Below are 13,732 nucleotides of genomic sequence, written 5' to 3' on the forward strand. Positions count from 1 at the left end.
TCTCGGTACTTTATTCAAAATGATAGTCGGGACATTGAATAGCAGCTTCGGTGGCCGCCCAATCAGGATGTAGGGAACACTTTAGGCGATAGTCTCCTGAAAAGAAGCGACAGCGAGCACAGGGAATTTGATGCAAACGGCGGGCGATCGCCAACCCCTCCTGTGTGAATTGCCACACATTCCACGCCATGATTGCCAACAGTAGCCAAGCACAACAAAAACAAATTGGTACTAGCCATGGCTCTACTGTATGCAAAAAAGATGACAACCACACAACCATAGGCCACAAACGGATCTGGGCGACTGCTAGCCTTTCATTATTTACCGCTATAATCTTATCACTTGGCTATAGGCCATAGAAGTATAAAGATTTGGCAGTTCTTTATAACAGTTCCTATCCCCAATCACGAAATGCAAAATTGCCCCCGCCCTTGGCGGTTCCTCAGCATATACTAAATTTGAGTGGGGAGTGTCCCTACAGCAACCACAGCGGAAACACGTATGGGGATTCAAGAGATCGTTGAACAAGCACTGAGCAATGGCTATCTGACACCAACGCAGGAGGCAGAAGTAGGACGCATTTGCGACAAAGCCACAGAACTCTCCGTAGAAGACTACATGGCGTTGGATCGCCTCATGGGTGCCCTATTGACGGGGCAAGTGGTGGCGGTTCCCCGCAAGCAATTTATCAACGTTATGGAAGAACTGGTGCTCACCGAGGCAATTACCCGCGTTGCTGCCATCGAAGCGGAGCAGAAGTGCGCTTTGGATTTAGGAGATATTGCCGCCTACGCTCTCAACCGCCTCCCCCCACTCTACGCCACCACCCAAGAGGGAGCACAGTATCAACGCCAGCGAGCCGAAGAGGAACTCATGGATCTGATTCGCACCCAAGTCCAAGAGGCCATTCATCACAGTATGGCACGGCCACAATTTCATCCGGAGCGATCGCCCCTCGGCAAAACCTCTAGCAAAGAAGTCTTTTCCCAAGTCAGCTCCCTGCTGCAGGCCTACGCTAATGAATATGAGCATCCCAAGGGAGAGTCAACGCAGTGAAAATTTGGCTATATGATACGACGCTCCGCGACGGTGCCCAGCGGGAGGGTCTCTCACTGTCCCTGGAAGATAAGCTGCGGATTGCCCACCAGCTGGATCGCTTGGGAATTCCTTTTATCGAAGGGGGCTGGCCCGGTGCCAATCCCAAGGATGTGCAGTTTTTTTGGCGGTTGCAGGAAACCCCCCTCCAACAGGCAGAAATTGTTGCCTTTTGTGCCACACGCCGCCCCGGCCGCAAAGCCGCAGAAGAGCCGATGTTTGAGCCAATCTTGGCAGCCGGTACCCGCTGGGTGACCCTTTTTGGCAAATCCTGGGATCTCCATGTCACCGAGGGTCTCAAGACCACGTTGGCGGAAAACTGTGCCATGATTGCCGACTCGATTCAGTTCCTCAAATCCCAGGGACGGCGGGTGATCTATGATGCCGAGCACTGGTTTGATGGCTATCTTGCCAATCCAGACTATGCCCTCCAAACCCTAGAAACCGCCTTGGCTGCGGGGGCAGAATGGCTAGTTCTGTGCGATACCAATGGCGGTTGTCTGCCCCATCAAATTCAGGCGGTCGTGGCAGAGGTGATGGCGCACTTTGGCGGCCTTGATTGTCTTGGAATTCACACCCACAACGATGCCGGCACAGCCGTGGCCAATGCCCTGGCGGCGGTGCAAAGCGGTGTGCGCATGGTGCAGGGAACTCTCAATGGTTACGGTGAACGCTGTGGCAACGCCAATCTCTGTACCCTCATTCCCAATCTGCAACTAAAACTGGGTTATGACTGTGTCAGTTCGGAGCAGTTGGCCACGCTGACGGAGGTCAGCCGCCATGTCAGTGAAATAGTCAACCTTGCCCCCGATGAGCATGCACCCTACGTGGGGCTATCGGCCTTTGCCCACAAGGGGGGCATCCATGTCAGTGCTGTGCAGCGCAACCCCCGCACCTACGAGCATATTGAGCCGCATTTGGTGGGCAATCAGCGCCGCATTATTATTTCCGAGCAGGCGGGCATCAGCAATATTTTGGCAAAAACCAGTGAACTTGGCTTTGAGTTGGATCGGCAGCATCCCTTGAGTCGAAGGATTTTGGAGCGGATTAAGCACCTTGAGAGCGAAGGCTATCAATTTGAAGCAGCGGAAGCCAGTTTTGAACTGCTAATTCAGGAGATTTTAGGACAGCGCCAGCGACCCTTTACCCTCAAGGGCTTTGATGTCTTTTGCCGCACAGATTCAGGCCCACTGGAGGCAACAATTCGCAGCCAGTCCTTGGCCACGGTCAAGGTGGAAGTGAATGGTGAGGAGATGCTCACAGCAGCGGAGGGCAATGGTCCTGTCTCAGCGTTGGATCAGGCGCTGCGCAAAGCGTTGATGTCGTTCTATCCAGAGATTGCCGAATTTCACCTGACGGATTACAAAGTGCGGATTTTAGATGGGCATGCGGGCACGGCGGCGAAAACACGGGTACTGGTGGAGTCCAGTAATGGGCGCGATCGCTGGGCAACGGTTGGCGTCTCTGCCAATATTATTGAAGCTTCCTACCAAGCGGTGGCCGAGGCCCTTGAGTATGGCCTCCAGCACAGTCGGCAACTGCGGCATTCCCCTTTGGTGGCCTCTTAAGGTCTGGTTGGAGAGACCTTGGCAAAATCCGTTAAAATCAAAACTGATCTTTAAGTTCTATGACTGCCAAGGAGCCGCGTGTGCTCAGCACCCTCAAAGCAGATTTTCAAATTATCTTTGAGCGGGATCCGGCTGCCCGCAACTGGTTAGAGGTCATTTTTTGCTATCCCGGCTTTCAAGCCCTCCTTCTGCATCGCTTGAGCCACTGGCTTTGGCGGCGGCGCGTTCCCTTTATTCCCCGCTTCATTTCCCACATTGCCCGCTTGCTCACAGGCATTGAAATTCACCCCGGTGCCACGATTGGCAAGGGCGTTTTCATTGATCACGGCATGGGGGTCGTCATTGGCGAGACCGCCGTTGTTGGGGATTACTGCCTAATCTATCAGGGAGTAACCCTCGGCGGTACGGGTAAGGAAACCGGAAAGCGGCACCCCACCCTAGGTGAAAATGTGGTTGTCGGAGCCGGGGCAAAGGTGTTAGGCAACCTCACGATTGGGAACAATGTGCGCATTGGCGCAGGTTCAGTCGTGCTGCGGGATGTCCCCTCTGATTGTACGGTGGTGGGTATTCCAGGGCGGATTGTCTATCGGGCAGGTGCCAAAATTGCTCCTTTGGAACACGGTCAACTGCCTGACTCTGAGGCGGAAGCCATTCGCTATCTTTTGGATCGCATTGAACTCCTAGAGAAACAGGTGCAAGCATTGCAACAGCAGGGACAAGAAAGGGTGCCCGCCTCGGTGCTAGGGGGTTGTCAATCTACCCAAGGCCAAGCCTGCCGCCTCAGCGATCGCCCCATTGAAGAGTTTCTCAACGGCTCTGGCATCTAGGCCGAACGGGCGTAACACAGCCCGCAGATTCCCCAGCGCTGTAGCTCTTTAATGGGTGTAGGACATTGACAGCGCGGACAAAGAGGATAATCTCGCGATCGCTGCCGCACTTGGTCTTGCCAACGCTGAAAGGCCTCTTGGGGAGTGGCTGCTGCTGCCACAGTGGGAAGATTCCCTACTTTCGGTAAGGTGTCATCCGTGGCGATCGCTGAGCAGGGGGGTCGCCAGTGGCGATGGGAAAAGCGAATATCCCTGAGGGGAATCCCCAAAGTCTGCTGAATTTTGGCCATCAGGGGCGATCGCGAGAACATTAGATGCTGTGCCCACGTACTATTGGCAACCGCCACAAGCAACACCCCTTGACCGGTCAGTTCCAGCGGTACAGTGTGCTCCGCCACAATTGACCCCACCAGCTTCGGCCAGTGCTCCAAAAGACACAAGAACTGCCGCGGCTGTTGCCATTCGGGAGTCTGCTGCCATTGCTGAAGTACCGTGGCCAGTGGGGTATAGGCCATTTGGAATATTCCAGACTATTCGTGGTCGTATTCCTCTTGCTTTTGCCGCTGCTCAAGGCGAATCGGTTGTTGTTCTTCCCAAGGATCGGCAGTGGGTTCGGATTCCGGCAGTTCTACGGGCATAGCTTGAGCAGGGGGTTTGACTTGACGTGAGCGGGGGCGCTCTTCGTACTCATACTCCTCCTCTTCATACTCCACATACTCGGGCTGGCGGCGACGTCGCCGGGGAGCCGTTTCCCAGTCTGCTTCGTAGTCACTGCGGCTGCGTGGGGGAGGATAGACGGGCGATCGCGCCCCAGAGGGCAATTGATTACTGCTCGGCGTGATCGGTTGATAGTAATCGTCTTCATCACTTTCCCAAGGGGGTGCTCCCAAGCCGATCCGTTCTAAAAGTCCCACAGTCAATTGCCGCAGGCGGGTTTCAGCCCCCTCAAAGACAATAATGCGATCAGGCCCTGTGCTGACAATTTCCTCGATGGGCAACTCGTAGGTACTAATGAGTTGAGCAGGAATCCAAGGCAAACCAATGGAGGCCAAAATCAAATCCGTGATGTCGCCCGTTTGCGGGTCAAACTTAAAGCCCCGTACCTTGCCCAACACCTCACCGGTTTCGGTGACTATCTCACTGTCAATGAGTGTGCTGTAGTTGTAGGTATTGAGAGACTCAATTACATCGTCATCGTGCTCAACAAGAATGACATCACCAATTTGGCGAATACTGTCTAAAAGAATATAGCGCTGTTCCCCTGTAAAAAGGGTATTGCGCACCCCCAAGGCGACCACTTGCCGTTGGTCAATATCAACCCAAACTTGATTGATGACGCCTAACTTCCGACCAGTATCACGGGTGATTACCTGTGTACCGATTAAATCTGCCCGTTGCAGCAATTGCGCCGATATGGTCATGCCTTTGTGTATCCCAATGAATCTTAGTAATACTATAGCGGCCAATCCCAATGGTACGCCAAAGGCGATTGCCGGTGGGGTAAATTCCCCTATGGAATCAGTGCTTCTAGGCTAGCGCATTTTTGCCTCACTGCTGAGGTAGGCTAGCTTATTCCCCTAAGATTGACTGCGTCAGAGCCATCACAGGTTGCATCAACGGCACTTCCTCACCGTCGAGCACTTGATTAACAGCCTGGGGTAGGACTTGGTACGTCACTTGAGCGACCTTTTCGTCCCTGAAGGCCTTAATGATCGTGCGGTACCACAGCAAGAACCCCTCCCGCAGAGCCTCGAGATCCGCAAATAACATCGCTGCGGCCGCTAGACGCAGCACATGCTTGCGATCGCGCCGACACACCGCCGAATAATCCTGATTGCCCTTGCGGAAAATGTGGGGACTTTTCGCGCGCAGTTGCTGCTCCACCTGATCAAGGATTTTCTCCTCGGCGTCACGGATTTTTTCATAGGCACTAATGCGCTGCTCCGCGACCGCTAGATAGTTCTTAAGGAATTCCAGCTCTTCAGCCCTGGCATAGCGGCCATCCGCCTCGAGGCTGAGTTTTTCCAGTTGGCGCAGCATCCATTCCCCCCTTACGAACTCTTTGCTGACAATTTCATTCTGACAAAATCGAGCTGCCGAGGGCAAGAACAGGCTGCATCACCTGCTGTTCTTCTGGTGTGAGCAATTGCTTCATCATGTTCGGCAGGAACTTACCATAGGTAGAGGACGAGGACGCCTCGTAATTAAAGGACTTAACAATGGTGCGATACCAAAGCAAAAAGTTGTCCCGCAACAAATCCAACTCGGAAAAGAGCATTGCCGAGGCACACAGCCGAATCGTATCCCCTAAGTCACGACGGCAAATCTCCGAGCGATCGCCATTGATCAAATGAAAACAGCGGGGATTTTCTGCCTTTTGCATGGCTTGAATTTTATCTACCATCATTTCCGCCTCAGCGCGGATTTTTTCGTAGGCACTGATGCGAGTCTCCACCGAAGCCAGATAGTCCCGCAGGAAGTTCAATTCCTCAGGACGGGCATAGCGACCATCGGCAACAACGGTTAAGTGATTCAACTGACGGAACATCGGGCAACCCTCCTTAGAAAATCAATCAACACCCCCCTCTGGGGCTTATCGTTTCACCAATTCCCCTTGGCGCAGCCGTTTTTCAATATCCCGCGCTGTGGCACCTTCGTTTTGCCAGAAGGCAGCCGCATCAATGCGATCCTGTTTCCCCACGAGAAACTTGCAGTAGGTTTCTCCCATCGCATAGCACTGTAACTCAATACAACCCAAGGGTTTTTGAATTAAACCCGTAAAGAAACCCGCAAAGAGACCCGCGTAGATATAGCACACTGGCTTGCCCACATCCCCAAGCGTACGGGCCACCACAGAGTCAAAAATGTTAATAAACATGAACCCATTCTTTTGCTCTGTGAGATCCACTTCCCAGTTGCCCCAGCCTTGGGTTGTGAAAGGCCACCACCAAGCCTCTAAGATAAATGTCAAAGCAGCCTTGCGTAGCTCGCGCTGGTACTCCTGCTCAAAGTGCTGCTTGAAGACCACTGCATCCCGCTTGCCCCACTCTTCACCAATTCTGTACATGACAAGAGCAGAGGCTGAACCCACTTCTTCTTCCAGCCCTTCTACTAAGCCGATGACAAAATCTTCTGTTACGAGGGTTACCCGCTGATTGTACCAGTCTGTAATGTCTCCCCGTTGGTTATCAAATTGCAGATAGTCCCGCAGGCGATAGTGATTAGTGCGCCTTGGATGGACTTGGTGTAGCCGGTGTCGGTAGCTTTGAGCCAAAGCCGTGGCATCGGTACTCCCCTTTGACTGAGCTTGTGCAGCAGAAACCATAGGCTGGCAACTCTCCCTTTCTTGCGCTTTCACCCTGAGCGGCAACGACTACACTATATCTCTTAGGCTAAAGGATTTCTAAGAGTTGTGCGGCTACCCTGCCGCCACTCCTTAGTTTAACGACACATTTCTATAAGCTCTGTTTCATTAATGCAAGGAATGCCCAATTCCTGCGCACGTTGCAATTTACTCCCTGGTTTTTCGCCCACCACTAGATAATCCGTTTGCCGACTCACACTCTCACTCACTTGACCGCCATGCTGCTGGATGAGGGCTTTGGCCGCTTCGCGGGTGAGACTGGGCAGAGTGCCTGTAATCACAAAGCGTTTGCCGGCAAGGACTTGCCCTGCCGTTGGCGCCGTGGGAGTCTCCGCTGCCAGTTGTAGCCCCAGGGCTTTGAGATCCGCAATGAGGGCTTGGTGCTCTGGGGTCTGGAACCACTCGTGAACAGCTTGGGCAATTTCCTCCCCAATGCCATAGACCCCACACAGATCGGCGACGGTGGCAGTGGCTAGTTCCTCCACAGACTTGAAGTGATTGGCAAGGACTTGGGCATTGACGCTCCCCACATGGCGAATACCTAGGCCATAGAGCACCCGTGGCCAGGGTTGGGCTTTGGAGTTAGCGATCGCCTGTAACAACTTATCAGCGGACTTCTGGCCCATGCGCTCGAGGCTCAAGAGTTGTTCTGCCCTGAGGCGGTAGAGATCCGCGGGGGTGCGCACCAGCTCCTTGGCTACAAGCTGCCGTACCAGCTTTTCCCCTAACCCTTGAATATCCAAGGCATCCCGACTTGCCCAGTGGAGAATTTGCCCGCGCACGATCGCCGGACACTGCGGATTAACACAGCGACTCACCACTTCGTTAGCAGGGCGGACAACGGGTTGATGGCATTCGGGACAAATTGTCGGCATCCTAAAGGGTCGAGCCGTGGCTGGTCGCAATTCCGGAAACACCCGCACAATCTCTGGAATGATTTCGCCGGCCTTGTGGATCACCACCTTATCGCCGATGTGCAGATCCAGTTCAGCAATATAGTCTGCATTGTGGAGCGTTGCCCGCGAGACCGTCGTTCCGGCAAGTTGCACCGGCACCAGTTCCGCCACGGGGGTCAAAGCACCCGTACGCCCTACCTGCACCGTAATTGCCACCACGTCGGTAATTACCTGCTCCGGCTCGTACTTCCAAGCAATGCAGCCGCGGGGAAATTTTTGTGTAAAACCCAGCGTCTGTTGCAGCGCCAGATCGTTGAGCTTCACCACAATCCCATCGGTGAGATAGGGAAGGGTGTGGCGGGCCGTTTGCCAGTGGTCATAGTAGCTCTTCACCGCCTCTAGGTTCAGACAGTCGGCATTGTGGGGATTGACGCGAAAACCAAGGCGTTGCAGCGCGCTGAGCACCTGTCGTTGCGATTGGGGCTCGCCCTCTAGTTCCTCTCCCAAAGGAACAGAACCCCCTTCAGGCAAATGCAAGGCGTAGGCAAAGAAGTCCAGTTGACGCTGAGCAACAATGCGGGGATCCAGTTGACGCAGGGTACCCGCTGCGGCGTTGCGCGGATTGGCAAAGGGCGGGTCTCCTTGAGCTTGGCGTTCTTCGTTGAGTTGATGGAAGCGTGCCAACGGCAAAAAGGCCTCACCGCGCACTTCCACAATGGGGGGTGGGTTCTCTACCGCCAGCCGCAGGGGAATCGTGCGAATCGTGCGCACATTGCTGGTAATGTCCTCACCGCGAAGGCCATCCCCCCGCGTTGCCCCCCGCACCAGTAAACCGTTCTCGTAGGTCAGAGCCAGAGCCACGCCGTCCATTTTCAGTTCACAGAGGTATGCCGTGGGGGGGAGGGGTTCCCCTTGCCGTAAGGTGCGCCAATGGCGCTGCCAGCGCTCCTGCCATGCCACCATATCGGCAAAGGTGAAGGCATTTTCAAGGCTATAGAGGGGAATGCGATGGCTGACACTCTCAAATTGGTTGACGGGTGCTTCGCCAACCCGCTGGGTTGGACTGTCGGGGGTAATGTATTCAGGATAAGCGGCTTCTAGTGCCTGAAGTTCGCGATAGAGCTGGTCATAGACCTCATCTTCCATGATCGGCTGATCGAGAGCATAATAGGCGTAGCTCGCACGCTGAAGTAGATGTCGCAGTTGCTGAATCCGTTCGGCTGCCGTCATCATGGTTGTTCCTTTGAGACCAGTTGCCCTATCCATCTGGGCTATTCTTGGGGCGCGGTTTAGCGACATGGGGCAGTCCCCAGCCGAGCTTTTGCTGCAGGACATGGAAGAATTCTGGGGGACGCAGGCGAATGAAGCGGGCACGGTAGGGGGCACGTTGCACAAAGACTTGATCCTCTGGCCGAATGTAGCAGCCAGCATTGCCATCCACCACCAGAATCAGATGCTTGAAGGGGTTCGCCGGATAAATCCACACCGGTTCGCTGTTGGCAAAGACAAGGGCACGGGAGGCCAAAGAGTGCGGACAAATCGGCACCAACTGCAAGGCCGCTACACCGGGGGTAATCACGGGGCCTCCCGCCGAGAGGGCATAGGCGGTAGAGCCTGTGGGGGTGGAGAGAATGAGACCATCGGCGGCAATATCAACGCGGGCATGGGCGCCCACATCCACTTCAAAATGACACATCCCCGTGAGAGGCTCTTTATGGATCACCATTTCATTGAGGGAGAGGGCTTCCCAAATCACGGTTTGATCTCGCAGGACTTGCACCGTGAGCATGGTGCGATCTTCAATTGTGTAGTCCCCCCGCAGCACTTGATCAAGGGCAGGTTCCAGATCAGCCACATAGCCCTCAGTGAGAAAACCTAAGTGCCCGGTGTTGATGGTGAGCAGGGGAATCTCACAGGGAGCCAACTGACGGAACGCAGATAAGACTGTGCCATCGCCGCCAAGCACAACTGCAAAAGCCATGGAAGTATCAAAGCCGGGGGGCACTAGTTGATCTATGGGGGTATGGCAGACGGGACTATCGGGACGAGAATAGCCAAGAATGCCACCAATCCCCGTGGCCATGTGGACTTCCCAGCCCTGAAGTTCTAAAATTTGACGGACATGGTGGGCCAATTCGACCGCGAGGGGTTTGCCTTCGTTGTAGATGATCCCCGCCTTCACAGCAACTCCTAGGGGGTGGACTTAAAGGGACTGCGTTTTTTGCGTCCAGACTTTTTCTGTTTAGCTTTTTCGTAATCCAACTCTTTGAGTTTACGCAGAATTCGGGTGAAATAGTCCTGCAAGTAGGCTTCAAGGGTGAGGGTTTCGCTGGGATCAAGGTCAAAGGTGCGATAGACCTCTTCCATCGGGGCATCAAAGACGCGACCGCTGGCAATCACTTCTGTAAAGGCTAGGCGATCGCTAATGTTCCATGTCCACTGAAACCACTGGGTGACCTGCCGTGCCGCTCGCAAAACCCCAATGGGCAAGCGGGTAATTTTTGCTTCCTGTCCTGAGAGACTTTCACATAGCTTAATAATTTCATCCGCTGTCCAAGCACGGCTGCCCGCGAGGTCAAAAGCTTTGCCATAGGTGGCGGGTCGGTCAATGGCACGCACGGCAAACTTAGCCACATCCTGGGTATCCATATAGGCAATGGCAGTGGACTCTCCCAAAACCCAAATGGATTGATTTTCCAGAATTGGGATCGCATATTGACCAATTAAGCCCTGAAAAAAGCCACAGGGACGCAGGATCGTGTAGTTGAGTCCCGATTCCCGCAAGAAGTCTTCGGTACAGTGTTTAATTTGCATTAGGGGCACGTGGGGATAGTCCTGCGCTCCCATGATTGAGAAAAAGATGAAGTGTTGAACATCGGCAGCTTGGGCAGCCTGAATCAAGTTGACTTTGCCTTGCCAATCCACTGCTGCAATGGTCAGTGTGTCGGTGGGTCGAGTGGCAGAGGCATCAATCACCACTGAGGCCTTGGCATACTTCAATGCCTCCAGAATACTGTCGGCAGCACAGAGGTTTCCCTGAAGAATAGTTGCGCCCCATTCCCGCAGAAACGTGGCTTTGGCCGGACTGCGGACAAAACAATAGACGTGGTGGCCTTCATCTAGGGCGCGGCGCACAATTTGCCGCCCTAGGGTACCCGTACCGCCAACAATAAAAATGTTCATGAAAAACTCTAGTCATAAATCTTAACTTTTGTAATACTTTATCAGAATTCCTGACGGGGGCGATCGCCTTTGGGGATCATCCTTCTCCGCAGCAAACTGGAGATGGACTAGGACACAAAGTCTTCACAGTGGAGTGTTTCCCACGTCTTGCGCCCCGTTACGGGGTTGGTGCCACTAGCCACCTTGCAGAGCTTACGCCGGGCATCTTCCCGTAATTCCACATCCGTAAAGTCGGCGCCGTTAATGATGGCATCGTCAAAGTTGGTGTTAAAGGCAAAGGCTCCCTCAAGGATGGCATTGGTGAGGTTGGCTTTGGTCAGCCGCGCGGTGTCTAGGGTGGCGTAGCGCAGGTCAGCCCCTTCTAAATTGGCCGTCTCCATATTGGCTCCAAAAAAGCTTACCCCCTGAAGATTGGTGTGGCTGAGGTTGCTGTGGAAAAGGTTGGCCTTTGTAAATTCAGACCCCCGCAGATCCCGACCCGAAAAATCCATATTGATCAAAGCTTCTTTTGTGTAATCTTCGGCGATCGCCCCCATGGGGGTAGAGAAGATCCAGAGGATGGCCAAAAATAGTGCCACCCACCAGCGCCAAGAGCGGCGAAGCGCAGCAATGACAACGGAGGATGGGAGTAGCATAGACAGAACTCCTCTCTGTTTAGCCCTACATCTTCAGCGTATCAGTATGCATCTTCCTACAGCGGTATGGGTCCGGGAAACCATCATTGAAAACGGCTACGGCCAAGGCTATTTCCTGATGGGGGAGGGCGATCGCCTAGAGTGGTACACCAGTCGCCGCCGAGCGTTAATTCCCCTGGATGAGCGGTTTCGCTACCCCAAATCCCTGCAGCGACTACTGAATCAAAATCGCTTCCAAGTAGCGATTAACCGTAACTTTGAGGCGGTAGTGGCCGGCTGTGCCGCTCGCCCCAAGACTTGGATAACTCCCCGTTTGCAGGAGTTGTATTATTTGCTGCACGCCACGGGCTGGGCAGTGAGCTTTGAAACCTGGCAGGGCGATGAACTCGCAGGGGGCATTCTCGGTATTGTTATTGGGGGTGCCTTTATTGGCGAGTCCATGTTCTACCGCATTCCCGATGGCTCGAAGGTGGCGATGGTGAAACTGGTGGAACATCTGCGGCGACGGGGTTTTCTACTGTTTGATGCCCAACTGCAAAATCCTCATCTTGAGCGTTTTGGGGCATATGTTGTCAGCGATCGCGAGTACCGACAGCTCTTGGCACAGGCAATTCGCAAACCCTGTCAATTTCTCTGAGGCTCTAATCTCCCTTCAAACAGAGGCTGTGTTAGTAGAACCCCTGCAAGCCTTCCTACTATCGGCGTGTTGTACAACCGTTTTCACGGGAGTAGTCCGGCAATGCCGCAGAGTCACGTTCCTCAAGATATTAACCCGGTTAGAAAACAGCCGTAGGCGGCGTTGCTGTTCTTCAGAGCTGTCTGTAATTGCGAGGACAGGCGAGCGAGCCGTGAAGGTGTCCTACTCAGATATTGCAGTTTTAGGATAAACAACCCCTGCGCTTAAGACCTATTTAAGACCTGTCTATTAGGCTTAATGTTACAAAGAGCTAGTATAAAACCTAGGTGATAGCCGCATTTGTAGGCTATACCTAGTGAAAAGCCTGAAAAGTCTAATAAAAAGTGCGTGTAGGGAGGAGTCGTGGGCTATGAACCTCAGTGGGAGCACCGATGAGATTAAAGTGGTTCCCGAGATGACCGGTGGTCGAGTGCCCTATACCCCCCGCAACCATCGCCGTATCCTTTGCATTTTTCCCCGCTATAGCCGCTCCTTTGGGACGTTTCACCACGCTTACCCCCTCATGGGCACGGTGCGCGCCTTTATGCCGCCCCAAGGCATTTTGTTGGTGGCTGCCTATCTGCCAGAGTCTTGGGAGGTGCGCCTGATTGATGAAAACGTACGTCCCGCAACCGATGCCGACTATGCTTGGGCCGATATTGTCATTACCAGCGGTATGCACATTCAGCGGCCGCAAATTTTAGAAATCAATGAAATTGCCCATCGTCACGGTAAACTCACTGCCTTGGGAGGACCTTCGGTCTCCAGCTGTCCGGAATACTATCCTGATGTGGATATTCTCCACCTGGGGGAACTGGGGGATGCCACCGATAAAATGATTGCCTACTTTGACGAGTACGGCAGCCAGCGACCACCTCAACAACTGATCTTCAAAACCACGGCACGGTTACCGCTGAGTGAGTTTCCCACCCCTGCCTACCAGCACGTGCGCATGGAAAATTATTTCCTTGGTAGCATTCAGTTTTCCAGTGGCTGTCCCTTTCGCTGTGAGTTTTGCGATATTCCCGAACTCTATGGCCGCAATCCGCGTCTGAAAACGCCGCAGCAAATCCTCAAGGAACTGGATACAATGCTGGCTTCCGGGAATCCAGGGGCGGTCTATTTTGTTGATGACAACTTTATTGGCAACCGCCGCGCCGTCACTGAACTGCTGCCGCACCTGATTGACTGGCAAAAGGCCAATGGCTATCCCGTGCAATTTGCTTGCGAAGCAACCCTGAACATTGCCCAAAGCCCGAAACTCTTGGAAATGATGCGGGAAGCCTATTTTTGTACAATTTTCTGTGGCATTGAAACGCCAGAACCTGAGGCACTTCATGCCATCCACAAGGATCAAAACCTAAGTATGCCGATTTTGCAGGCAGTGCAAACCCTCAATCGCTACGGCATGGAAGTGGTCTCTGGGATCATCATCGGTTTTGATACGGATACGCCCCAAACGGGCGATCGCATCCTTGAGTTTATTCG

General features: G+C 53.6%; 15 protein-coding genes. 5 read left to right on the plus strand and 10 right to left on the minus strand.

Annotated features, from left to right (window positions below; all coding sequences use genetic code 11):
* Positions 1–10: 10 nt before the first annotated feature.
* Entirely contained in the window at positions 11–178 is a 168-nt protein-coding gene (locus Q0683_RS07045) for a hypothetical protein (RefSeq protein WP_298976976.1), read from the minus strand.
* 323 nt (positions 179–501) lie between these two features.
* On the opposite strand from Q0683_RS07045, the gene Q0683_RS07050 reads away from it, so the two are divergent.
* From Q0683_RS07050 to cysE, 3 genes are read left to right on the plus strand one after another with little or no spacing between them, the layout of a single operon-like run.
* Positions 502–1,056 (plus strand): late competence development ComFB family protein, encoded by a 555-nt coding sequence (locus Q0683_RS07050; RefSeq protein ID WP_298616286.1) that lies wholly within the window; start codon positions 502–504, stop codon positions 1,054–1,056.
* Positions 1,053–2,663 carry a citramalate synthase gene (cimA, locus tag Q0683_RS07055; RefSeq protein WP_298616283.1) on the plus strand — a complete coding sequence of 537 codons (1,611 nt, stop codon included), beginning with the start codon at positions 1,053–1,055 and terminating at the stop codon, positions 2,661–2,663. The genes Q0683_RS07050 and cimA overlap by 4 nt, the downstream gene beginning before the upstream one ends.
* 59 nt (positions 2,664–2,722) lie before the next feature.
* The gene (gene cysE / locus Q0683_RS07060; RefSeq protein WP_298616281.1) at positions 2,723–3,490 is read left to right on the plus strand and encodes a serine O-acetyltransferase; all 768 of its coding nucleotides are present in this window, start codon (positions 2,723–2,725) and stop codon (positions 3,488–3,490) included.
* On the opposite strand, the gene Q0683_RS07065 is transcribed toward cysE, so the two are convergent.
* The 9 genes from Q0683_RS07065 to Q0683_RS07105 form a co-directional block, all read right to left on the minus strand.
* The gene (locus tag Q0683_RS07065) at positions 3,487–4,005 is read right to left on the minus strand and encodes a DUF721 domain-containing protein (RefSeq protein WP_298616278.1); all 519 of its coding nucleotides are present in this window, start codon (positions 4,003–4,005) and stop codon (positions 3,487–3,489) included. The two genes, cysE and Q0683_RS07065, sit on opposite strands and share 4 nt — an antisense overlap.
* 15 nt (positions 4,006–4,020) lie before the next feature.
* Entirely contained in the window at positions 4,021–4,911 is an 891-nt protein-coding gene (locus tag Q0683_RS07070; RefSeq protein ID WP_298616275.1) for a PRC-barrel domain-containing protein, read from the minus strand.
* A gap of 148 nt (positions 4,912–5,059) precedes the next feature.
* Complete coding sequence (locus Q0683_RS07075; protein WP_298616273.1) at positions 5,060–5,530, minus strand: allophycocyanin; 471 nt, start codon at positions 5,528–5,530, stop codon at positions 5,060–5,062.
* A 34-nt stretch (positions 5,531–5,564) separates the two neighbouring features.
* The gene (locus Q0683_RS07080) at positions 5,565–6,038 is read right to left on the minus strand and encodes an allophycocyanin (protein WP_298616270.1); all 474 of its coding nucleotides are present in this window, start codon (positions 6,036–6,038) and stop codon (positions 5,565–5,567) included.
* Between the two features lie 45 nt (positions 6,039–6,083).
* Positions 6,084–6,815, minus strand: coding sequence for a V4R domain-containing protein (locus Q0683_RS07085; protein WP_298976980.1), 732 nt, complete (start codon positions 6,813–6,815; stop codon positions 6,084–6,086).
* Between the two features lie 116 nt (positions 6,816–6,931).
* Complete coding sequence (ligA, locus tag Q0683_RS07090; RefSeq protein WP_366142734.1) at positions 6,932–8,980, minus strand: NAD-dependent DNA ligase LigA; 2,049 nt, start codon at positions 8,978–8,980, stop codon at positions 6,932–6,934.
* Positions 8,981–9,008: 28 nt separating this feature from the next.
* Positions 9,009–9,932, minus strand: coding sequence for an NAD(+) kinase (locus Q0683_RS07095; RefSeq protein ID WP_298614043.1), 924 nt, complete (start codon positions 9,930–9,932; stop codon positions 9,009–9,011).
* Positions 9,933–9,940: 8 nt separating this feature from the next.
* Entirely contained in the window at positions 9,941–10,933 is a 993-nt protein-coding gene (locus Q0683_RS07100; RefSeq protein ID WP_298614041.1) for an NAD(P)H-binding protein, read from the minus strand.
* Between the two features lie 107 nt (positions 10,934–11,040).
* Positions 11,041–11,568, minus strand: a complete 528-nt coding sequence (locus Q0683_RS07105) for a pentapeptide repeat-containing protein (protein WP_298614039.1) — start codon at positions 11,566–11,568, stop codon at positions 11,041–11,043.
* 46 nt (positions 11,569–11,614) lie between these two features.
* Between Q0683_RS07105 and aat the strand changes: the two genes are divergently transcribed.
* Positions 11,615–12,205, plus strand: a complete 591-nt coding sequence (gene aat / locus Q0683_RS07110) for a leucyl/phenylalanyl-tRNA--protein transferase (RefSeq protein WP_298614037.1) — start codon at positions 11,615–11,617, stop codon at positions 12,203–12,205.
* A 454-nt stretch (positions 12,206–12,659) separates the two neighbouring features.
* Positions 12,660–13,732 (plus strand): B12-binding domain-containing radical SAM protein (locus Q0683_RS07115; RefSeq protein WP_366142735.1); only part of this gene is annotated, 1,073 nt, incomplete at its 3' end.

It is taken from the genome of uncultured Thermosynechococcus sp., from assembly GCF_938074695.1.
Lineage (GTDB): Bacteria > Cyanobacteriota > Cyanobacteriia > Thermosynechococcales > Thermosynechococcaceae > Thermosynechococcus.